Source organism: Pseudomonas sp. Q2-TVG4-2 (assembly GCF_013620795.1).
In the GTDB taxonomy this organism is placed as follows: Bacteria; Pseudomonadota; Gammaproteobacteria; order Pseudomonadales; family Pseudomonadaceae; genus Stutzerimonas.
Genome location: NZ_LGLW01000001.1, coordinates 421887 through 442860 on the forward strand (window position 1 = coordinate 421887; position 20974 = coordinate 442860).

The following is a 20974-nucleotide window of genomic DNA, read 5'->3' on the forward strand; positions in this document are numbered from 1 at the left end:
TCCTTCCGCTGAGATCAAACTACAGGTCCATTGAGCAGCGGCACGAAGCGTACGGTATCCAGCAGATGGCGGGAAAAACCATCTTCCTCACGAACGATCAGCATCAGCTGCTGGACTTCGCCAACCCCCACCGGAATTACCAGCCGCCCGCCGGGTGCCAGTTGATCGAGTAGGGCTTGTGGCACGTCGGCTGCCGCCGCGGTAACGATGATGCCGTTATAGGGGGCCAACGCAGGCCACCCTTCCCAGCCATCACCCCAGCGAAAGACCACATTACGCAACCTGAGTTCGACCAGACGCTCTTTTGCCCGGTCCTGCAGCGCCTGGATGCGCTCGACTGAAAACACCCGCTCGACCAGTTGTGCCAGCACGGCGGTCTGATAACCCGAACCTGTGCCGATCTCCAGAACCTTGTCCAGCGGACCATCGGCCAGCAATAGCTCGCTCATGCGAGCAACCATGAATGGCTGCGAAATGGTCTGGTTATGGCCGATGGGCAACGCGGTGTCTTCATAGGCGCGATGCGACAGTGCCTCGTCGACGAAGAGATGGCGCGGCGTTCGCCTGATGACTTCAAGTACCCGAGGGTCCGACAGGCCCTCCTCGTACAGCCGCTGGATCAGGCGGTCACGAGTGCGCTGCGAAGTCATGCCGGTGCCATGGCGCAGCAGGTCATCTTGTCCGCGATGGCTCACAGCACACCCTCCAGCCAGTTATCGAGCCCCTTGAACGCCTCATGGAAGGTCCGATCGAGCTGCAATGGAGTGATCGACACGTAGCCCTGCATCACCGCATGGAAATCGGTCCCCGGCCCACCGTCTTCGACGTCACCGGCCACCGAAATCCAATAGCCATCTTTGCCCCGCGGGTTCGCCTGCTTGACCGGCGGCTTGGCCCGGCTGCGATGCCCCAGCCGGGTCAGTTGAATGCCGCGGATGTGATCCAACGGCAGGTTGGGTACGTTGACACTGAGCACGGTGCGAGGCGGCAAGTCGAGCGTCTCTTGGTGCTCAATCAGCTTGCGCGCCACATAGGCGGCCGTCGGCAGATTATCGGGCAGCCGGGAGACCAACGAGAAGGCGAAGGCGGGCTTGCCGGTGAAGCGCCCCTCGATGGCCGCCGCCACGGTACCGGAATACAGCACGTCGTCCCCCAGGTTGGCGCCCATATTGATGCCGGAAACCACCATGTCGGGCGCCTCGTCGAGCAGCCCATTGATACCCAGGTGAACGCAATCGGTAGGCGTACCGTTCACACCGATGAAACCATTCGGCATGGTCGTAGGATGAAGCGGGCGATCCAGCGTCAGCGAACTGCTAGCGCCGCTCATATCCTGGATTGGGGCAACTACCTTGCACTCGGCGTAATCCGCCAGCGCGTCATAAAGCGCGGCGAGCCCAGGTGCATACACCCCGTCGTCGTTGGCGATCAAAATACGCATCAGATGTCCGTCTGCCCTGCCAGGCTGACCAGCTCGCGCACCACAGCAGTGGCGAAGCATCCGGTCGGCAGGACGAATTCAAGTTGCAGAATGTCAGGCTCGGGATAATGCCACGACAAGCCGCCGATGGGGAGGCGAAGAATGCGCCGTTCATGCTTCATGCCGGCTTCTGCGAGCCATTTGGCGATTGACGGTTCCGCTTCGGCGATAGCCGTCTCCGACGCCTGTATTACGCCGGCTGCGGGTGAATCCCCAGCGCCCCATAGCGGGCCGGTGGGGTGCAGATCGAGCACCGCCAGCCGTGGATCGTTGCACTCGGCTTCGCCTGCCGGAAAAAAACTGCGGCTATCGGTGAATGCCAGCAGATCGCCGACCTGCGCCTGATCCCAGCTACCCGCAGCAACTCGCTCGGCCAGGAGCCGGTTGAACAGATAGCTGCGCCCCGCCGAGAGCAAACGCGAGCGCAGATTGCGTTGAACCGGCAGTTCCTGACGCGCGGCATATTCACGTGCGCCATGGACATTGCTGCCCTCGAAGCCAAACCGTTGCAGGCCGAAATAGTTGGGCACGCCATGGGTCCTGATTCGTTCGAGGCGAGCATCCAGCGCTGCTCGATCCGCCCGTAGCTCGGTCAGGCGCAGGGTGAAACCGTTGGCCGAATGGGCACCGCGCTGCAGCTTGCGCTGATGGCGGCCCGCACTGAGAATCTTCAGCGTTTCGTCTTCGGCCCTGTCCAACTGCGGATCAGCCTTGCCAGGCAGGTGCAGACTGAACCACTGGCGGGTCAGCGCCTGGCGGTCCTTCAAGCCGGCATAGCTGATATTCCGTGCCGGCACGCCGGCCGCTCGGGCGATCCGACGGGCCGCCTCCTCGGTATTGAGGTTGCGCTTTTCTACCCAGAGCCAGAGATGTTCACCGGTGCCGGACAAAGGAATGTCCAATACCTCGTCGACCTGGAAATCCTCGGCGACCGCCTTGAGAACCGCAGTGCCGCAGGGCCCGCCATGAGCCCTGGGACCAAGCAACTGATCTTCGGTCATATCTTGACCAGCAGCGCGACGGCATGCACGGCGATGCCTTCTTCGCGCCCGGTGAAGCCAAGCTTCTCGGTAGTAGTGGCCTTGACGTTGACCTGATCCAGATCGACTTGCAGGTCTTCAGCAATATGCCCGCGCATCGTTTCGATGTGGGGAGCCATCTTCGGCGCCTGCGCGACGATCGTGGCGTCGACATTGCCAACCTTCCAGCCCTTGCCCTGCACCTGCTTGAGCACGTGCCGCAGCAGCGCCCGACTGTCGGCGCCCTTGAATTGCGGATCGGTGTCCGGGAAGTGCTTGCCAATGTCCCCCAGCGCCGCGGCGCCGAGCAGCGCATCGCTCAACGCATGCAGCACCACGTCGCCGTCCGAATGGGCTAGCAAACCGAACCTGTGAGGAATCCGCACCCCGCCGAGGGTAACGAAATCGCCCTCACCGAAGCGGTGCACGTCATAGCCGTGGCCGATACGCATAGTCTGAATACCCTGAAAAGACCAGCTCGGGATTCTACAGGACGCGACGGCAGGTTGAAGCCAGATGGCAGCCAACATGCTCTTCGAAGGATCGATACCGGTAATGAGCACCATCAACCGATTCGATCATGCATCGGAAAATCACGATATATAGTTCGCCCCATCGCGATATACCGAAGCAGGCGAACCCATGCCCGACGAATTCGACGACATCATCAAGGCACTTGCCCATCCCCTGCGCCGGGAAATCCTGCAGTGGCTAAAAGAGCCGCAGCGCTATTTTTCCGAGCAGCACCATTCGTTAGAAAGCGGCGTTTGTGCCGGGCAGATCGACCAACGGGCCGGACTGTCGCAATCAACCGTCTCGGCGCACCTGGCGACCTTGCAAAGGGCTGGGCTGATCACCAATCGCAAGGTCGGGCAGTGGCATTTCTTCAAGCGCAACGAGCCGGTCATCGCAGCCTTTCTGGCTCGTCTCGCCGAGCAACTTTGAGCGTCTTACCGACCCTTACTGAAACAGGAGCAGCATCGCTATGCCAACACTTTTTGACCCAATCAAGATCGGCGAATTCGAACTGGCCAACCGCATCATCATGGCCCCGCTGACCCGCTGCCGCGCCGAACCCGGCCGCGTGCCCGGTGACCTGATCGCTGAGTACTACGCCCAGCGCGCCGATGCCGGCCTCATCATCAGCGAAGCCACTTCGGTCACGCCGATGGGTGTCGGCTATCCGGACACGCCCGGCATCTGGTCTTCCGAGCAAGTTCAGGGCTGGAAGAAGGTCACCGACGCGGTACATGCCAAGGGCGGCAAGATAGTCCTGCAACTCTGGCATGTCGGCCGGATTTCCGATCCGATCTACCTCGACGGCCAGCTTCCAGTTGCACCGAGCGCCATCAAGCCAGCCGGACACGTCAGCCTGGTTCGCCCGATGAAGGATTACGAAACGCCGCGCGCGCTGGAGACCGACGAAATCGCGGGCATCGTTGAGGCCTATCGCAAAGGCGCCGAAAATGCACGTGAAGCCGGTTTCGACGGCGTCGAGATTCATGGTGCCAATGGCTACCTGCTCGACCAATTCCTGCAGGACAGCACCAACCAGCGAACCGACCAGTACGGTGGCTCCCTGGAGAACCGAGCGCGTCTGATGCTGGAAGTAACCGATGCCGCGATCAGCATCTGGGGCGCCGGCCGTGTTGGGGTGCATCTGGCTCCGCGAGCCGATTCCCATGACATGGGCGATTCAAACCGGGCTGAGACCTTTGGCTATGTCGCCCGTGAACTGGGCAAGCGTGGGATCGCCTTTATCTGCACGCGCGAGAAGGCAGGCGAAGACAGCCTCGGTCCGCAACTGAAGCAGATATTCGGCGGCGTCTACATCGCCAATGAACGCTTCACCAGGGACCTGGCCAACACCTGGCTGGCGGAAGGCAAGGCCGATGCCGTGGCCTTCGGCGTCCCCTACATCGCCAACCCGGATCTGGTCCAGCGCCTACGCCAGGACGCGCCGCTCAACGAGCCTCGGCCTGAACTGTTCTACGCGAAAGGGGCCGAAGGCTACACCGATTATCCATCGCTCTAGCTCCTTGCGATGGAAAGGCCCGACCGGAAGCTCCGGTCGGGCCTTTTTTCCGTTCCGCCGTCTCGGATTTGCACCAACAGATGCGACGTCATGTGCGTAATCTTCGGAAAACCACCCGTAACCCGCTCTCGCAGGCGCCAGCTTGCTGGCGATCATGGCTGGAAGTTTCCCCTCCATCCCCAGCGAGCTGGCTCCTATAAACAGGCCATCGCTTTCAGACTTTCAACGCCTGCGCATGGTGTCGCAGATGATCATCGATGAAGCTGCTGATGAAGTAGTAGCTGTGGTCGTAGCCAGGCTGAATGCGCAGCGTCAGCGGGTGCTCTGCGGCCTTGGCGGCCGCCTCGAGCGCTTCAGGCTTAAGCTGATTGGCCATGAAATCGTCGCGATCGCCCTGGTCTACCAAGATCGGCAATTTCTCTTCCGCTTTGGCGAGGAGCGAACAGGCGTCCCACTCTCGCCAGCGTGAACGATCACCGCCGAGGTAACCGGAGAAGGCCTTTTCACCCCAAGGGCAGTCGGCCGGGTTGGTGATCGGCGCGAACGCCGAAAGCGACTGGTAACGTCCGGGGTTTCTCAATGCGCAAACCAGGGCCCCATGCCCACCCATGGAATGCCCACTGATGCCTCGCTTGTCCGATACCGGAAAGTTCGCCTCGATCAGCGCCGGCAACTCATCCACTACATAGTCGTGCATGCGGTAATGCTGGGCCCAGGGCTCCTGCGTGGCGTTGAGGTAGAACCCTGCACCGAGGCCGAAGTCATAGGCTGCCCCGGGGTCGTCGGGTACGTCTGGGCCACGCGGGCTCGTATCCGGCGCGACGATAATCAAGCCTAGCTCGGCGGCCAATCGATGGGCGCCGGCCTTCTGCATGAAGTTCTCGTCGGTACAGGTCAGGCCGGACAGCCAATACAGCACCGGCAGTTTCTCGCCCTGCTCGGCCTGGGGCGGCAGATACACCGCGAAGACCATGTCGCAGCTCAAACTGGTCGAGCGATGTCGATAGCGCTTATGCCAACCGCCGAAGCTTTTTTGGCAGGAAATATTCTCGAGACTCATAGGCCCTCCGGGCAGCGCCAAGCCGCAAGCCACAAGCGGCAAGCAACGCCTGGCCACTTGAAGCTTGGAACGTGTCGTTTGCGGTTATCAGAAATGGATGACGGTCCGAATGCTCTTGCCTTCATGCATCAGGTCGAAGGCCTGATTAATCTCATCCAGCCCCATGTTGTGCGTGATAAAGGTGTCCAGCGGAATCTCACCGGCTTGCGCCTTTTCTACATAGCTCGGCAATTCGGTACGACCCTTGACGCCACCGAAGGCACTGCCACGCCAGACCCGGCCGGTCACCAGCTGGAACGGGCGCGTGCTGATTTCCTGACCGGCGCCGGCGACGCCAATGATCACCGACTCGCCCCAACCCTTGTGCGCACATTCCAGGGCGGCGCGCATCAGCTGAACATTGCCAACGCACTCGAAGGAATAATCCACACCACCATCGGTCATCTCGACGATGACTTCCTGGATCGGCTTGTCATGGTCCTTCGGGTTAACGAAGTCGGTGGCCCCCAGCTCTTCGGCGATGGCGAACTTGGACGGGTTGATGTCGATGGCGATGATCCGGCTCGCCTTGGCCATCTTCGCGCCGATGATCGCCGCCAGACCGATGCCGCCGAGGCCGAATATCGCCACGGTCGCACCTTCTTCTACCTTCGCAGTGTTAAGCACCGCACCGATGCCGGTGGTCACGCCGCAACCCAGCAGACAGACCTTGTCCAACGGCGCTTCCTTGGGAATCTTCGCCACGGAGACTTCTGGCAGTACGGTGTATTCGGAAAAGGTCGAGGTGCCCATGTAGTGGTAGATCGGCTCGCCTTTGTAGGAGAACCGTGTAGTGCCATCCGGCATCAGACCTTTGCCCTGGGTGGCGCGCACCGAGCTGCAGAGGTTGGTCTTACCGGATTTACAGAATTTGCATTGACGGCACTCGGCGGTGTACAGGGGGATCACGTGATCGCCAACGGCCAACGAAGTCACACCCTCGCCCACGGCCTCGACGATACCGCCGCCCTCATGACCAAGAATGCAGGGAAATACACCTTCGGAGTCTTCACCGGAAAGCGTGTAAGCGTCGGTATGGCAGACGCCTGTGGCGACGATGCGCACCAATACCTCGCCGGCCTTAGGCGGCTCGACATCCACTTCTACGACCTGCAAGGGCTGGTTTGGGGCGAAGGCAACTGCGGCGCGGGATTTGATAGTCATCAGCTTTACTCGTGACGTTGAAGTGCCACGCAGTGTAGTTTGCTTGGCTAACAGGTTTAATAAGCCTTCTGTGGAAACATTGTTGCTGCATAGGGATAATGCAGTGCTTCGCCATGGGGCGAGTCGTGCTTTTTCATGAGGAGGCGGATCGTGAGTCGCTGGGAAGGCCTGGACGAGTTTGTCGCCGTCGCAGAGTGCGGAAACTTCATGCGCGCAGCCGAGCAGCTGCGGGTTTCTTCCTCGCACGTCAGCCGGCAAGTGGCGCGGCTCGAAGAGCGCCTACAGGCCCGCCTGCTCTACCGCACTACGCGACGTGTCTCGCTGACCGAGGCCGGCCATACCTTTCTGGCCCGCTGCCAGCGCCTCGTCGAAGAGCGGGACGAAGCCTTTCACGCAATCAGCGATCTGCACGCTGCGCCAACCGGTCTGCTGCGCATGACCGCAGCAGTCGCCTATGGCGAGCGTTTCATCGTACCGCTGGTGAACGAGTTCATGGCGCAGCACCCACAACTGCGAGTCGACATAGATCTCTCCAACCGCACCCTGGACCTGGTTCAGGAGGGCTACGATCTGGCGATACGTCTGGGCCGACTCAGCGAGTCACGCCTGGTCGCGACGCGCATCGCTCCACGTGCCATGTATCTTTGCGCGGCGCCGGCTTACCTCGAGCGCTACGGGCGACCGCATACGCTGTCGGAACTGGCGCGGCATAACTGCCTGGTGGGCACAGGCGATACCTGGATGCTTCAGGTAGATGGGCGCGAGCAGCCATTCAAACCCACCGGCAACTGGCGCTGTAACAGCGGCCAGGCGGTGCTCGACGCTGCGCTTCGTGGTTTCGGCCTCTGCCAGCTGCCGGATTACTACGTGCAGGAGCTGCTTCGCCGAGGTGAGCTGGTTTCGCTACTGGAAGCCAACCAGCCACCGAATACGGCAGTCTGGGCCGTCTATCCGCAACGCCGCTATCCGCTGCCGAAGGTCCGTCTTCTGATCCAGGCGCTTAAGGATGGGCTTGCCAAACGATCCGAGTATCACAGCCAACGCGATTGAGTTGCAGCTGCGCCGCGCGTCCGACTGCCAAACTCAGGTGGAACCCGCGTATGAAGGCCACGTCGATATTCCTGTAGCCGGTGCCCTTTGCCATTTGCCTGGAGCTACCCGGCGATACAATCAGGAGGACATCATGCAGATTCTGGTGAACAGCAATCACAGCGTCAACGTGACCAGCAACCTCGAGGAGCACGTAAAGGCAACGGTGGAGAGCGAGCTGGAGCGTTTCGATGATCAGCTGACCCGGGTCGAAGTTCATCTCAACGACGAGAACAGCGGAAAAAGCGGCCCTCAGGATAAGCGTTGTCAGATGGAAGCCAGGGTCAAAGGCCACGAGCCGATCTCAACGACCCATAAGGCGGATTCCCTGACGCTCGCGATCGACGGTGCCGCCGAGAAGCTCAGCCATGCTTTGGCGCATGCGCTGGATAAACTCAACCATCACTGACAGCGACCCGCTAACGACCTGCCGAACCAGGCCGTCCATACCACGAGGGACCGAATCAACTGACTACAGTGAGGCCGTGCATGAACAGATTGCTCGATCGTGAAACCATGTCCCAACTGCTGGCAAAGCGCGAAGCCCCTTGCCTGTCGCTCTACCAGCCGACCCATCGCAGCTTTCCCGAACGCCAGCAAGACCCTATCCGCTTCAAGCATCTGGTGCGGGAACTGGAGGATTCACTCAAGCAGCAAGGCCGTGCCGATCAGGCCAAGACGCTACTCAAGCCGTTCTACGCACTGATCGACGACGTCGATTTCTGGAATTTCAACCGTGACGGGCTTGCCGTATTCGGCGCCGCCGATTATTTCGAAGTGTTCCGTCTGCAGCGCAGCGTGCCGGAACTCGCGGTCGCCAACGATCGAATGCATCTCAAGCCGTTGCTGCGTATCGCCCAGTCCGCCGACCGCTACCAGATCCTCGCGATTACCCTGGATTCGGTTCGCCTGTTCGAGGGTAACCGTGACGACATCGATGAAGTGCCGCTCGCCGAGGGCGTTCCAAAGACCGTTGAGGAAGCGCTTGGTCGCGAGCTGACCGAAAAAGGCCAGACCGGATTCCCACAAGGCTACAGTCGCGCCAGCGAGCGAGGCGATCCGATGCAAGTGGAAAGCGGTGGCGCGGGCCGGCAGGATGAGATCGACAGGGATCGCGAGCGCTTCTTCCGGGAGGTGGACCGCGCCATTCTCGAACACCATAGTCGCAAGTCCCGACTGCCGTTGATCCTCGCGGCGCTCCCGGAGCATCAGTATCATTTCCGCAAACTCAGCCACAACGAGTTTCTCCTACCGGAGAGTATCGAGAACGACGCATCGCTGCTCAGCCACGATGAGCTGCGGGAAAAGAGCTGGATGGTCATGCAGCCGCGCTACATCAAGCGCCTCGAAGGCTTCATCAACCAGTACGGCGAGTCGCGCGGACAGGGCCTTGCGACGGACCAGCTCGAACAGATCGGCCAGGCCACAATCGAAGGACGCGTAGCGACTCTGCTGGTAGAGGCCGAGCGGCAGATTCCAGGCGTAGCGGACAAGCAGCAGGGCAAGGCGCTGGCGGTCGACGACGGTTCGGCCACGACGCCCGATCTGCTCGATGAATTGACTATCTGGACCCTTGAGCAAGGCGGCGAAGTAATCTCAGTGCCCACCGAGCGTATGCCGACCCGGAGTGGCGCCGCTGCGATCTATCGCTACTAGTCAATCCAGTAACGACCTGGCGGGAGGAACGCACGGGATCTCCCGCCTTGTACCTGGCCACGCAACACAGCGTCTGCCGTCAGGAACGTCGGCGCTGCTCCAGCCATTGCAAGTCTTCCGGGCGAGTCACTTTTAGGTTGTCCGCACGCCCCTCTATCAACCTCGGGCTCTGCCCCGCCCACTCCATTGCCGACGCTTCATCGGTGATAGCCGCGCCCGCCGCGAGCGCGCCAGCAAGCGCATCGCGCAAGGCTTCGAGACGAAACATCTGCGGAGTGAATGCCTGCCAGATCACACTGCGATCGATGGTTTCCTGAACGCGACCCTCAGGATCAGCTCGTTTGAGGGTGTCCCGAGCAGGCGCTGCGAGCAGACCGCCAATCGGATCATCCATCAGCTTGACCAATAGATTGTCTAGGTCTGCGCGCGAAAGATTGGGCCGCGCCGCATCATGCACCAACACCCAATCGTCTTTCCCCGCCCCAAGTTCTGATAGCCGGATCAGCCCAGCGAGCACCGAATCGGCGCGCTCGGCACCGCCATCGGCACGCCGAACACGCGGGTCGTTGGCGCAACCCAATTTTCGCCAGTAAGGATCTCCAGCGGCCAGGCTAACCACTAGCCCCCGTAGCCCGGCGTGATCGAGAAAGCAGTCGAGGGTATGTTCGATGATGGTTTTGCCGGCTAGAAGCAGGTACTGCTTGGGTCGATCGGCCTGCATACGACTGCCGATACCAGCAGCCGGAATGACCACCCAGAATGAAGGAAGCATAGCCACCTTCACTCGGTAAGCTGGTAGAGAGTCTCGCCCTCTTTGACCATACCGAGCTCGTGACGAGCACGTTCTTCGACGGTTTCCATGCCCTGCTTGAGCTCCATGACTTCGGCTTCGAGAATCCGGTTGCGCTCGAGAAGGCGTTGATTTTCGCCCTGTTGTTCAGCGATCTGTTTGTTCAACCCACTGACCTGAGCGAGACTTCCCTCGCCCACCCACAGGCGATACTGCAGGCCACCCAACAGCAGGATCAGAACGACGAACAACCAGTGAGGACTGCGCATGGAAGGCATGAAGCGAATTCGGTTGGTTTCTATTGAAGGCGTATACGCGGCGATCAGCGACATGCTTCGGTTTCCCCTGCTGGCTGATTCGCCGGATATCTGCGGCGACCTTAACAGCGCCGACCCTTATCCACAAAAAAGGGCGACTACCGCCGCCCCTTTCTAGCATGCCTGGTATCAGCCGCGAAACTCGGCACGGCCGTTGTAGGCTGCTTTCCCGCCGAGCTGCTCTTCGATGCGCAGCAGCTGGTTGTACTTGGAGACGCGATCCGAGCGGCACAGCGAGCCGGTCTTGATCTGGCCTGCGGCGGTACCGACCGCCAGGTCTGCGATGGTGTTGTCTTCGGTTTCGCCGGAACGGTGCGAAATCACCGCCGTGTAGCCAGCCGCCTTGGCCATCTGGATGGCTTCCAGAGTTTCGGTCAGCGAACCGATCTGATTGAACTTGATCAGGATCGAGTTACCGATGCCCTTTTCGATACCTTCTTTGAGAATCTTGGTGTTGGTCACGAACAGGTCATCGCCAACCAGCTGAACCTTGCTGCCGATCTTGTCGGTCAGGACCTTCCAACCGTCCCAGTCAGACTCGTCCATGCCGTCTTCGATGGAAATGATCGGGTAGCGCTCGGACAACCCGGCCAGGTAATCGGCAAAACCGGCGGCATCGAACACTTTGCCTTCGCCGGCCAGATCGTACTTGCCGTTCTCGAAGAATTCGCTGGAGGCGCAATCGAGTGCCAGGGTGACGTCGGCGCCGAGCTTGTAGCCAGCATTGGCCACGGCTTCAGCAATGGCCGCCAAGGCGTCTTCGTTGGATGCCAGGTTCGGTGCGAAACCACCTTCGTCACCCACCGAGGTGCTCAGGCCACGCGCCTTAAGCACAGCCTTAAGGTGATGAAAGATCTCGGCGCCCATGCGCAGGGCATCGGCGAACGTCTTTGCGCCGACCGGCTGCACCATGAACTCCTGGATGTCGACGTTGTTGTCGGCGTGCTCGCCGCCATTGATGATATTCATCATCGGTACTGGCATGGAGTACTGACCGGGCGTGCCGTTGAGGTTGGCGATGTGCGCGTACAGCGGCAGATCCTGATCCTGTGCGGCGGCTTTGGCAGCCGCCAGGGACACGGCGAGAATCGCATTGGCGCCGAGCGAAGCCTTGTTTTCGGTGCCATCCAGCTCGATCATGGCGCGGTCCAGCGCCTTCTGATCCAGCGGGTCTTTGCCCAGCAGCAAATCACGGATCGGGCCGTTGATGTTGCTGACAGCTTTCAGCACACCCTTGCCCATGTAACGGCTCTTGTCGCCATCGCGCAGTTCCAGCGCCTCGCGGGAACCGGTGGAAGCACCGGACGGCGCGCAGGCGCTGCCGATGATGCCGTTATCCAGGATAACGTCCGCTTCCACGGTGGGGTTGCCACGGGAATCCAGAACCTCACGCCCTTTGATGTCGACGATCTTTGCCATTTTTATTAACACTCCGTAGATAGCTTCAAGGCTTCAAGCAGTTTCGATTGGCGAAAAATTCTTGATCAGGTCATCCAGCTGCTTGAGCTGGGTGAGGAAAGGTTCGAGCTTGTCCAGACGCAAGGCGCAAGGGCCATCGCACTTGGCGTTGTCCGGATCAGGGTGTGCTTCGAGGAACAGCCCCGCTAGTCCCTGACTGAGGCCGGCCTTGGCCAAGTCTGTGACCTGAGCGCGGCGACCGCCAGCCGAATCGGCACGACCACCAGGCATCTGCAGCGCATGAGTAACGTCGAAGATCACCGGGTATTGCATGCGCTTCATGATGTCGAAGCCGAGCATGTCGACAACCAGATTGTTGTAGCCGAAGGATGAACCGCGCTCGCAAAGAATCAGCTGATCGTTGCCGGCTTCTTCGCACTTGGCGAGGATATGCTTCATTTCCTGCGGTGCGAGGAACTGGGCTTTCTTGATGTTGATCACCGCACCGGTCTTGGCCATGGCCACCACCAGATCGGTCTGGCGCGACAGGAAAGCCGGCAGCTGAATGATGTCGCAGACTTCGGCGACCGGCTGCGCCTGATAGGGTTCGTGCACGTCCGTGATCACTGGCACGCCAAAGGTCTTCTTCACCTCTTCGAAGATACGCATGCCCTCTTCCAGGCCAGGGCCGCGGAAGGAGTTGACCGAGGAGCGATTGGCCTTGTCGAAACTGGCCTTGAAGATGTACGGGATGCCGAGCTTCTCGGTGACCTTCACATAGGTTTCGCAGATTTGCATCGCGAGGTCGCGGGATTCCAGCACGTTCATGCCGCCAAAGAGCACGAACGGCTTGTCGTTGGCGATCTCGATATTGCCGACGCGGATGGTCTTCTGGCTCATGCCTTGCTCGCCTTGTGATCCAGGGCCGCCTTGACGAAACCGCTGAACAGCGGATGCCCGTCGCGCGGAGTGGAGGTGAATTCGGGATGGAACTGACAAGCCACGAACCACGGATGATCCGGCGCCTCGACTACTTCAACCAGTGCGCCATCGCCGGAGCGACCAGTAATCTTCAGGCCAGCGGCCTGCAACTGTGGCAATAGGTTGTTGTTCACTTCATAACGATGGCGGTGACGCTCGACGATGCGCTCCTTGCCGTAACAAGCAAATACGTTGGAGTTCACCTCGAGTCCACACTCCTGAGCACCGAGACGCATGGTGCCGCCTAGATCGGAGGTATCGGTACGGGTTTCAACGGTACCGGCGGCATCCGCCCACTCGGTGATCAGACCGACGACCGGATGGGTGCTGTCTTTGTCGAACTCGGTGGAGTTGGCATCCGTCCAGCCGAGCACATCACGGGCGAACTCGATCACCGCAACCTGCATGCCGAGGCAGATGCCCAGATAAGGGATCTTGTGTTCGCGGGCGTACTTGACGGTCGCAATCTTGCCCTCCACGCCGCGCAGTCCGAAACCACCAGGAACCAGGATCGCGTCCATGCCTTCCAGCAGGCCGGTCCCCTGGTTTTCGATGTCTTCGGAGTCGATATAGCGGAGGTTCACTTTGGTACGGCTCTGGATGCCAGCGTGGCTCATTGCCTCGATCAGAGATTTATAGGCATCCAGAAGTTCCATGTACTTACCGACCATGGCGATGTTGACTTCTTTCTCGGGATTCAGCTTGGCGTCGACCACCCGATCCCACTCGGAAAGATCGGCACCGCCACATTCCAGTCCGAATCGCTCGACAACATAATCGTCCAGCCCTTGCGCATGCAGAATGCCGGGGATCTTGTAGATGGTATCGGCATCCGGCAGACTGATCACTGCCCGCTCTTCAACGTTTGTGAACAGCGCGATCTTGCGCCGCGAGGATACATCGATTGACCGATCGGAGCGGCATACCAGCACATCGGGCTGCAGGCCGATGGAGCGCAGCTCCTTCACCGAATGCTGGGTCGGCTTGGTCTTGGTCTCGCCGGCGGTGGCGATGTAGGGCACCAGAGTAAGATGCATCAGCATGGCGCGCTTGGCGCCCACTTCCACCCGCAGCTGGCGAATCGCCTCGAGGAAGGGTTGCGACTCGATATCGCCAACGGTACCGCCCACTTCCACCAGCGCCACGTCGGCATCGCCGGCGCCCTTGATGATCCGGCGCTTGATCTCATCGGTAATGTGCGGAATGACCTGAATGGTCGCCCCCAGGTAATCGCCACGTCGCTCGCGACGCAGCACGTCCTCGTAGACACGACCGGTGGTGAAATTGTTGTTCTGGGTCATACGTGTGCGGATGAAACGCTCGTAATGGCCCAAATCGAGATCGGTCTCGGCGCCGTCATGGGTGACGAACACCTCACCATGCTGGAACGGGCTCATCGTGCCCGGATCGACGTTGATATAAGGGTCCAGCTTGAGCATCGTGACCTTCAGGCCCCGCGCCTCCAGGATGGCCGCCAATGAAGCCGAGGCGATGCCTTTCCCCAATGAAGAAACAACACCACCCGTGACGAAGATGTAGCGCGTCATGAAAAACCCTAGAAGTCTGCGTTAAGCGGTCAGCGCCGCCGGGGAAAAGCGAAGGTGCCATTGCGCCTGGGGCGGCAATAGCGCAACTGCCACGGTTTTCGAAGAAAGCCGCAGAAGCTGTATTGGGACGGGAGCGTAGTCTACTTGAAAGACCCCATCAGCTCAAACTTGGCGTCGGTCGGCGGCGTCCAGATAAGCGAAAATGCCTGGACATTCAGCTGAGGTAGATTGGCCACAGCCACCAGTTCACCATCATAAAAGAGCAACGGCAGACGGGAGCGAACGAACCCCGGCACTCCGGCCTCGTTGAGCAATCGCTTGAGGTCGCGGCGTCCTCGCCCCGGCAATCTCAACAGCTCGCCGCCCTGGCGGTAACGCACCTGCAACGAGCCCTCACGGTCATAGCCCAGCAAACGCAGGCTGCCATTATCCGGTAGCTGCAACTCGATATCCGGCCTCAGCCAATCGATCGGCGCTTCAGGGGCAATCAGCCAGGGCCCGGAAAGCCACCAGATGCTTTCATCCCCGCGATGCAGCTCGCCGGTAGCCAACCGCCAAATCGGAGCGGCATCCGAAGCGGCGTCGCGCAGCGCATCCCAACCGGCCCAGTGATCGCTATCAGGAAGCGCCGTCAAACCCGCCAACCAATGTCGCAATACATTGCGCTGGCGGGCGGGACTGAGCGCCTTCAGTGCAACCAGCGAGAGGCTCGGTATCGGCAGCCATTGATGCCGACCTCGAATTCGAATTCGAATTCGAATTTCCCGCAGATCGATCTCGGCCAATTCATTCAGCAATTGCTGCGCCTCGCCCAGATGTTCAGCGGCTCGCGCCATGCTGCTCGAGGCTCGTGGCCACCGCTGGTGCAACACCGGCATGACCCGATGGCGAAGGTAGTTTCGCGCATGATCGGTACATTGATTGCTCGGATCGTCGATCCAAACGAACCCCTGCTCTCGCGCACACGCGTCGAGTTCATCACGCCCGGTAGTCAGCAATGGCCGAACCAGCCAGCCCTCACCCAGTGCTCGGACTGCAGGTATACCGGCAAGCCCGCGCACGCCGGCGCCACGCAGCAGACGAAACAGCAAGGTTTCGGCCTGATCATCCCGATGCTGAGCAACAAGCAACACCTCGGCGGGGTTCAAACGCTCGCTGAAGGCCGCATAGCGCGCCTCTCGGGCGGCACTTTCGAGGCTCGGCCCGGGCTCGACCTGAACGTGCACAACTTGCAGCTCTACACCCAGCCGTTCGCAGACAGACCGACAATGCGCCGGCCAATCATCGGCCACTGACTGCAGCCCGTGATGCACGTGAATCGCGCTTATCGGTGGAAGTTGTTCGCGAGCCGACAAGCGCGCCAACAGAAGCAGCAATACGGTCGAGTCGAGCCCCCCCGAAAACGCCACGTGCCAACGCGGCGCAGTACGCCAGGGTTGCAGCGCATCAAGCAGACGGGACTCGAGGGGCATGGGGTAGCAGCTCTGCAGATATAGGAATACAGCATAAACCGTAAAGCCCTGACGTTAGCCACTCGCACGCGGCACGCCCGGCGCCTACGCGCCAAAAGCCTTTTCGACAGGCACAAAAAACGGCGGGTAGCCCGCCGTTCTTGTAAGCCCAATTACCGCGATGTCAGGCGATGCCGTAGCTCATCAGGCGCTCGTAGCGACGCGCGAGCAAGGCTTCGGTATCGAGCCCCTTGAGCATGTCAAGCTGAGCGGTGAGCTCGTCACGCAAGGAAGCAGCTGTCACCGCCGGGTTGCGATGAGCTCCGCCCAGCGGCTCGGCGATAATCTTGTCGACAATACCCAGATTCTTCAGGCGCTCGGCTGTCACGCCCATCGCCTCGGCCGCCTCCGGCGCTTTGTCAGCAGTACGCCAGAGAATAGAGGCACAGCCTTCCGGCGAGATCACCGCATAGGTGGAATACTGGAGCATGTTCAGCTGATCACAGACACCAATGGCCAGGGCTCCGCCCGAACCACCTTCACCAATCACAGTAGCAATGATCGGCGTCTTCAGGCGTGCCATGACGCGCAGATTCCAGGCGATCGCCTCGCTCTGGTTGCGCTCTTCGGCGTCGATGCCCGGATAAGCACCCGGCGTATCGATGAAGGTCAGGATCGGCATCCTGAAGCGCTCGGCCATTTCCATCAGACGGCAAGCCTTGCGGTAGCCTTCCGGGCGCGGCATCCCGAAGTTGCGACGAACCTTCTCGCGGACTTCACGCCCCTTCTGATGCCCGATGATCATCACCGGCTCGCCATTCAGGCGGGCCGTACCGCCAACGATTGCGGCGTCATCGGAGAAGTGGCGATCGCCATGTAGTTCTTCGAATTCGGTGAACAGATGGTTGATGTAGTCCAGCGTGTAGGGGCGCTGTGGGTGGCGAGCCAGGCGGGCGATCTGCCAGCTGGAGAGGTTGCCGAAGATGCTCTCGGTGAGCGACTCGCTCTTGTCCTGCAGGCGAGCAATCTCATCGCCAATGTTCAGCGAGTTGTCGTTACCAACCAGGCGCAATTCTTCGATCTTGGCTTGCAGGTCGGCGATCGGCTGTTCGAAATCGAGAAAATTCGGGTTCATAGGCATCCGTCATGCGTCGACGGCCAGGCGGCCGGGAAGCTGTTCCGTTTTTTGCGCCCTACCTTACGGGACGGACGCAGTCAGGTCGAACAAAATGTTCGCAATCATGACCCGATCGAGGATCGGGCCGGTTCGAGGCGTCATCTGGGTCGCGTGCCAGCGTTGGCGCGCAAACCCGCTGCGTCCCCTATCGGTATTGCAGGAAGACGTTGTCGCGCCCGAACTGGTCACGCAATGCCTGAATCAAGTTATCGGCCGGATCGATCCGCCAGCTCTCGCCGAACTGCAACAAGGCCCGAGCGTCGCTGCCGGTGTACTCCAGCGTGATCGGGCAGGCGCCACGGTGGCGCCCACAGACATCGGCCAGCCAGCGTACCCGATCGCCTTTCAATGCTTCCCCGGCGACCTTAACTCGCAAGCTTTCAGCCAGTCCGGTGCGCGCCTCCTCGAGACTCATCACCCGTTTGGCACGCAAGCGCAAGCCACCCGAAAAATCATCGTTGCTGACCTCACCCTCCACCACCACGAGTGCGTCGGTCTGCAGTAGCGCTTGCGCACTGTTGAAAGCTTCGGCAAAAAGCGACGCCTCGATTCGTCCGGAGCGGTCATCCAGGGTAATGAAGCCCATCTTGTCGCCTTTCTTGTTCTTCATAACACGAAGATTGACGATAAGCCCCGCAATGGTCTGCTCGCCTCGTGCCGGGCGCAGATCGATGATTCTCTGACGGGCGAAGCGGCGTACCTCACCTTCATACTCATCGATCGGGTGACCGGTCAGGTAAAGCCCGAGCGTGTCCTTTTCGCCCTTGAGGCGCTCTTTCAGCGACAACTCCCGCGCCTTGCGATGGTTGGCGTAGACGTCGGCCTCCGGTTCGGCGAACAGCCCGCCGAATAGGTCCGCGTGACCGCTATCGAGGCTGCGAGCGGTCTGCTCGGCCGCCTGAATGGCCTCTTCCATAGCCGACAGCAGTACCGCGCGGTTGCGATCGATGTTGGCCTGATAGGCCTTGGGCTCGTCGGAAAAATAAGGACCAAGGCGGTCCAGCGCACCACCGCGAATCAGAGCCTCCAGGGTGCGCTTGTTGATTCGCTTGAGGTCGACGCGGCTGCAGAAATCGAACAGGTCCTTGAACGGCCCACCTTCACTGCGGCATTCGCAGATGGCCTCCACCGGACCCTCGCCCACGCCCTTGATTGCACCGAGGCCATAGATAATCCGGCCTTCATCGCTCACGGTGAACTTGAATTCGGAGTTGTTCACGTCTGGCGCGTCAATGCGCAGCTTCATGCTGCGGCACTCTTCGATCAGCGTGACCACCTTATCGGTGTTATGCATATCCGCCGACAACACCGCAGCCATAAAGGGCGACGGGTGATGCGCCTTGAGCCAGGCGGTCTGGTAGGAAACCAGGCCATAGGCAGCCGAGTGAGACTTGTTGAAGCCATAGCCGGCAAATTTTTCCACCAGGTCGAAAATGTTGCCCGCCAGGTCGGCATCGATACCATTATTGGCACAGCCCTCGATGAAGCCGCCGCGTTGCTTGGCCATCTCCTCGGGCTTCTTCTTACCCATGGCGCGGCGCAGCATGTCCGCCTGGCCGAGGGTGTAACCGCCCATTACCTGAGCGATCTGCATCACCTGTTCCTGATACAGGATGATGCCGTAGGTGGGTGCCAGGACCGGCTTCAAGCCTTCGTACTGGTAGTCTGAGTGCGGATAGGAGATTTCCGCGCGGCCGTGCTTTCGGTTGATGAAGTCATCCACCATGCCCGACTGCAGCGGGCCGGGACGGAAGAGCGCCACCAGTGCGATGAGATCTTCAAGGCAGTCCGGCTTGAGCTTCTTGATCAGCTCCTTCATGCCGCGTGATTCAAGCTGAAAGACCGCAGTGGTCTCGGCTTTTTGCAGCAGCGAGTAGGTTGCCTTGTCATCCAGCGGAATGAAATCGATGTTGACCGGTTCGAGCCCCTTGCGCGCCTGCTCCCTATTGATGGTTTCCAGTGCCCACTTGATGATCGTCAGGGTACGCAAACCGAGGAAGTCGAACTTGACCAAGCCGGCCTGCTCAACGTCGTCCTTGTCGAACTGGGTGACCAGGCTGCCACCCTCGTCATCGCAGGCAATGGGCGCGAAATCGGTGAGCTTGGTCGGCGCGATCACCACCCCACCGGCGTGCTTACCGGTACCGCGCGTAATGCCCTCGAGCTTGAGCGCCATGTCCCAGATTTCTCGGGCGTCTTCGTCGACGGCCAGAAAATCGCGGAGGGGCTCTTCCATCTCGTAGGCTTTTTCGAGCGTCATGCCGACTTCGAACGGGATCATCTTCGACAGCCGATCGGCCAGCCCGTAAGACTTGCCTTGTACCCGCGCCACGTCGCGCACCACCGCCTTGGCCGCCATGGTGCCGAAGGTGATGATCTGGCTGACGGCATTGCGACCATACTTCTCGGCCACGTAATCGATGACCCGGTCGCGGCCGTCCATGCAGAAGTCGACGTCGAAGTCGGGCATGGAGACCCGCTCAGGGTTCAGGAATCGTTCGAACAGCAGGTCATAGGCCAGTGGGTCGAGGTCGGTGATCTTCTGCACGTAGGCAACCAGCGAGCCCGCACCCGACCCCCGCCCCGGCCCCACCGGTACACCGTTGTTCTTCGCCCATTGGATGAAGTCCATAACGATCAGGAAGTAACCGGGGAAGCCCATCTGGATGATGATGTCGAGCTCGAAATTCAGCCGGTCGACATAGACCTGCTTCTTCGTCTCGTAGTCGGGCGTGTCCTTGGGCAGCAGTACCTCGAGCCGCTCCTCGAGGCCGTCGAACGAGACCTTGCGGAAGTACTCATCCATCGTCATGCCGTCTGGCACTGGGAAATCGGGCAGGAAGTAGGTACCCAACTGCACTTCGATGTTGCAGCGCCGGGCGATCTCAACGGTGTTTTCTAGCGCCTCTGGCAGGTCGCTGAACAGCTCCCACATTTCCTCGGGCGTCTTCAGATACTGCTGATCGGAATAGTTGCGTGGCCGCCGCGAGTCGTCGAGGGTCCGACTTTCACCGATACAGACACGCGTTTCGTGAGCTTCGAAATCCTCCTGCTTGATGAAACGCACATCATTGGTGGCGACCAACGGGACGCTGCAACGTTGCGCCAGTGCGACGGCGGCATGCAGGTGTTCTTCGTCGTTGACGCGACTGGTGCGCTGCACTTCGAGATAGAAGCGTTGCGGGAAGACCGTCTGCCATTCATCCAGCAACGCATCGGCCAGCGCTTCTTCGCCGTCGAGCAGCGCATGACCGATCTCTCCTTCCTTGGCGCCGGATAGCGCGATCAGCCCCTCGGCAGCGGTCTTGACCCACTCACGCTCGATGATGATCTGATCGTTGCGCTGCCCCTCGGTCCAGCCACGCGACACCAGCTCGGTTAGATTCCGGTAGCCCCTGCTGTTCATTGCCAGGAGCGTCAGTCGGCTGAGCGGGCCATCTTCCTCGCGACTGGCGAGCCAGATATCGGCACCACAGATCGGCTTGATCCCGGCACCCTGGGCCGCCTTATAGAACTTGACCAGCGAGCACATGTTGCTCTGATCCGTGACAGCCACCGCCGGCATGCCTGCACCTGCTACCGATTTGACCAGTGGCTTGACGCGCACCAGTCCGTCGACCAGGGAGTATTCGGTGTGCAGGCGGAGATGGACGAAGGAGACGGGCATGAACGAACCTTGGACTGGCGAAACGACAAGCCGGGAATTGTACCGGAAAGACTGGGTGATTAAGGCAGCCGGTGATGGGTTGCATCACCAGAAAAATGGGGGTT

At 60.3% G+C, this 20974-nt stretch carries 18 protein-coding genes and 1 pseudogene; 5 read left to right on the forward strand and 14 right to left on the reverse strand.

Annotation, left to right across the window (positions count from 1 at the left end; all coding sequences use genetic code 11):
• Positions 1-14: 14 nt before the first annotated feature.
• From H3028_RS02115 to ispF, 4 genes are read right to left on the reverse strand one after another with little or no spacing between them, the layout of a single operon-like run.
• Positions 15-650, reverse strand: coding sequence for a protein-L-isoaspartate(D-aspartate) O-methyltransferase (locus tag H3028_RS02115; RefSeq protein ID WP_168423201.1), 636 nt, complete (start codon positions 648-650; stop codon positions 15-17).
• 41 nt (positions 651-691) lie between these two features.
• Positions 692-1441: a 5'/3'-nucleotidase SurE gene (surE, locus tag H3028_RS02120; protein ID WP_181295397.1), complete on the reverse strand. Its 750-nt coding sequence runs from the start codon at positions 1439-1441 to the stop codon at positions 692-694.
• On the reverse strand, positions 1441-2481 hold the full coding sequence (gene truD / locus H3028_RS02125; RefSeq protein WP_181295398.1) for a tRNA pseudouridine(13) synthase TruD: 1041 nt from the start codon (positions 2479-2481) through the stop codon (positions 1441-1443). The genes surE and truD overlap by 1 nt, the downstream gene beginning before the upstream one ends.
• Positions 2478-2951, reverse strand: coding sequence for a 2-C-methyl-D-erythritol 2,4-cyclodiphosphate synthase (gene ispF / locus H3028_RS02130; RefSeq protein ID WP_181295955.1), 474 nt, complete (start codon positions 2949-2951; stop codon positions 2478-2480). The genes truD and ispF overlap by 4 nt, the downstream gene beginning before the upstream one ends.
• 190 nt (positions 2952-3141) lie before the next feature.
• Between ispF and H3028_RS02135 the strand changes: the two genes are divergently transcribed.
• Complete coding sequence (locus H3028_RS02135) at positions 3142-3444, forward strand: helix-turn-helix transcriptional regulator (protein WP_181295399.1); 303 nt, start codon at positions 3142-3144, stop codon at positions 3442-3444.
• A 40-nt stretch (positions 3445-3484) separates the two neighbouring features.
• Positions 3485-4534 carry an alkene reductase gene (locus H3028_RS02140; protein ID WP_181295400.1) on the forward strand — a complete coding sequence of 350 codons (1050 nt, stop codon included), beginning with the start codon at positions 3485-3487 and terminating at the stop codon, positions 4532-4534.
• Between the two features lie 214 nt (positions 4535-4748).
• Here the strand turns inward: H3028_RS02140 and fghA are convergent, their stop codons facing one another.
• Positions 4749-5594: an S-formylglutathione hydrolase gene (gene fghA, locus H3028_RS02145; RefSeq protein ID WP_181295401.1), complete on the reverse strand. Its 846-nt coding sequence runs from the start codon at positions 5592-5594 to the stop codon at positions 4749-4751.
• Between the two features lie 87 nt (positions 5595-5681).
• Positions 5682-6797, reverse strand: a complete 1116-nt coding sequence (locus H3028_RS02150; protein WP_168423060.1) for an S-(hydroxymethyl)glutathione dehydrogenase/class III alcohol dehydrogenase — start codon at positions 6795-6797, stop codon at positions 5682-5684.
• 150 nt (positions 6798-6947) lie between these two features.
• On the opposite strand from H3028_RS02150, the gene H3028_RS02155 reads away from it, so the two are divergent.
• The 3 genes and pseudogenes from H3028_RS02155 (at position 6948) to H3028_RS02165 (ending at position 9542) form a co-directional block, all read left to right on the forward strand.
• The gene (locus H3028_RS02155) at positions 6948-7847 is read left to right on the forward strand and encodes a LysR family transcriptional regulator (protein WP_181295402.1); all 900 of its coding nucleotides are present in this window, start codon (positions 6948-6950) and stop codon (positions 7845-7847) included.
• 133 nt (positions 7848-7980) lie between these two features.
• A pseudogene (hpf, locus tag H3028_RS02160) lies at positions 7981-8283 on the forward strand (ribosome hibernation-promoting factor, HPF/YfiA family); the annotation flags it as partial.
• A 92-nt stretch (positions 8284-8375) separates the two neighbouring features.
• A complete protein-coding gene (locus tag H3028_RS02165) occupies positions 8376-9542 on the forward strand; it encodes a hypothetical protein (protein WP_181295403.1) in 1167 nt (388 codons plus the stop codon).
• Between the two features lie 79 nt (positions 9543-9621).
• On the opposite strand, the gene ispD is transcribed toward H3028_RS02165, so the two are convergent.
• From ispD to dnaE, 8 genes are all read right to left on the reverse strand, one after another.
• A complete protein-coding gene (gene ispD / locus H3028_RS02170; RefSeq protein WP_181295404.1) occupies positions 9622-10314 on the reverse strand; it encodes a 2-C-methyl-D-erythritol 4-phosphate cytidylyltransferase in 693 nt (230 codons plus the stop codon).
• 8 nt (positions 10315-10322) lie between these two features.
• Positions 10323-10601 carry a cell division protein FtsB gene (ftsB, locus tag H3028_RS02175; protein WP_045161323.1) on the reverse strand — a complete coding sequence of 93 codons (279 nt, stop codon included), beginning with the start codon at positions 10599-10601 and terminating at the stop codon, positions 10323-10325.
• Positions 10602-10778: 177 nt separating this feature from the next.
• Positions 10779-12068 carry a phosphopyruvate hydratase gene (gene eno, locus H3028_RS02180; RefSeq protein WP_181295405.1) on the reverse strand — a complete coding sequence of 430 codons (1290 nt, stop codon included), beginning with the start codon at positions 12066-12068 and terminating at the stop codon, positions 10779-10781.
• 33 nt (positions 12069-12101) lie between these two features.
• Positions 12102-12947, reverse strand: coding sequence for a 3-deoxy-8-phosphooctulonate synthase (gene kdsA, locus H3028_RS02185; RefSeq protein WP_181295406.1), 846 nt, complete (start codon positions 12945-12947; stop codon positions 12102-12104).
• A complete protein-coding gene (locus tag H3028_RS02190) occupies positions 12944-14575 on the reverse strand; it encodes a CTP synthase (RefSeq protein WP_181295407.1) in 1632 nt (543 codons plus the stop codon). The genes kdsA and H3028_RS02190 overlap by 4 nt, the downstream gene beginning before the upstream one ends.
• Positions 14576-14715: 140 nt before the next feature.
• Entirely contained in the window at positions 14716-16047 is a 1332-nt protein-coding gene (gene tilS, locus H3028_RS02195; RefSeq protein WP_181295408.1) for a tRNA lysidine(34) synthetase TilS, read from the reverse strand.
• 163 nt (positions 16048-16210) lie between these two features.
• A complete protein-coding gene (locus H3028_RS02200; RefSeq protein ID WP_181295409.1) occupies positions 16211-17161 on the reverse strand; it encodes an acetyl-CoA carboxylase carboxyltransferase subunit alpha in 951 nt (316 codons plus the stop codon).
• 187 nt (positions 17162-17348) lie between these two features.
• Complete coding sequence (gene dnaE, locus H3028_RS02205) at positions 17349-20870, reverse strand: DNA polymerase III subunit alpha (RefSeq protein ID WP_181295410.1); 3522 nt, start codon at positions 20868-20870, stop codon at positions 17349-17351.
• Positions 20871-20974 lie beyond the last annotated feature (104 nt).

Coding starts and splice junctions, on each gene's coding strand:
- surE (WP_181295397.1), bottom strand. CDS start 1,441: ATGCGTATTTTGATCGCCAACGACGACGGGGTGTATGCACCTGGGCTC.
- kdsA (WP_181295406.1), bottom strand. CDS start 12,947: ATGAGCCAGAAGACCATCCGCGTCGGCAATATCGAGATCGCCAACGAC.
- dnaE (WP_181295410.1), bottom strand. CDS start 20,870: ATGCCCGTCTCCTTCGTCCATCTCCGCCTGCACACCGAATACTCCCTG.
- H3028_RS02115 (WP_168423201.1), bottom strand. CDS start 650: ATGACTTCGCAGCGCACTCGTGACCGCCTGATCCAGCGGCTGTACGAG.
- ispD (WP_181295404.1), bottom strand. CDS start 10,314: ATGCTTCCTTCATTCTGGGTGGTCATTCCGGCTGCTGGTATCGGCAGT.
- ftsB (WP_045161323.1), bottom strand. CDS start 10,601: ATGCGCAGTCCTCACTGGTTGTTCGTCGTTCTGATCCTGCTGTTGGGT.
- fghA (WP_181295401.1), bottom strand. CDS start 5,594: ATGAGTCTCGAGAATATTTCCTGCCAAAAAAGCTTCGGCGGTTGGCAT.
- ispF (WP_181295955.1), bottom strand. CDS start 2,951: ATGCGTATCGGCCACGGCTATGACGTGCACCGCTTCGGTGAGGGCGAT.
- H3028_RS02190 (WP_181295407.1), bottom strand. CDS start 14,575: ATGACGCGCTACATCTTCGTCACGGGTGGTGTTGTTTCTTCATTGGGG.
- truD (WP_181295398.1), bottom strand. CDS start 2,481: ATGACCGAAGATCAGTTGCTTGGTCCCAGGGCTCATGGCGGGCCCTGC.
- H3028_RS02135 (WP_181295399.1), top strand. CDS start 3,142: ATGCCCGACGAATTCGACGACATCATCAAGGCACTTGCCCATCCCCTG.
- eno (WP_181295405.1), bottom strand. CDS start 12,068: ATGGCAAAGATCGTCGACATCAAAGGGCGTGAGGTTCTGGATTCCCGT.
- tilS (WP_181295408.1), bottom strand. CDS start 16,047: ATGCCCCTCGAGTCCCGTCTGCTTGATGCGCTGCAACCCTGGCGTACT.
- H3028_RS02165 (WP_181295403.1), top strand. CDS start 8,376: ATGAACAGATTGCTCGATCGTGAAACCATGTCCCAACTGCTGGCAAAG.
- H3028_RS02200 (WP_181295409.1), bottom strand. CDS start 17,161: ATGAACCCGAATTTTCTCGATTTCGAACAGCCGATCGCCGACCTGCAA.
- H3028_RS02150 (WP_168423060.1), bottom strand. CDS start 6,797: ATGACTATCAAATCCCGCGCCGCAGTTGCCTTCGCCCCAAACCAGCCC.
- H3028_RS02140 (WP_181295400.1), top strand. CDS start 3,485: ATGCCAACACTTTTTGACCCAATCAAGATCGGCGAATTCGAACTGGCC.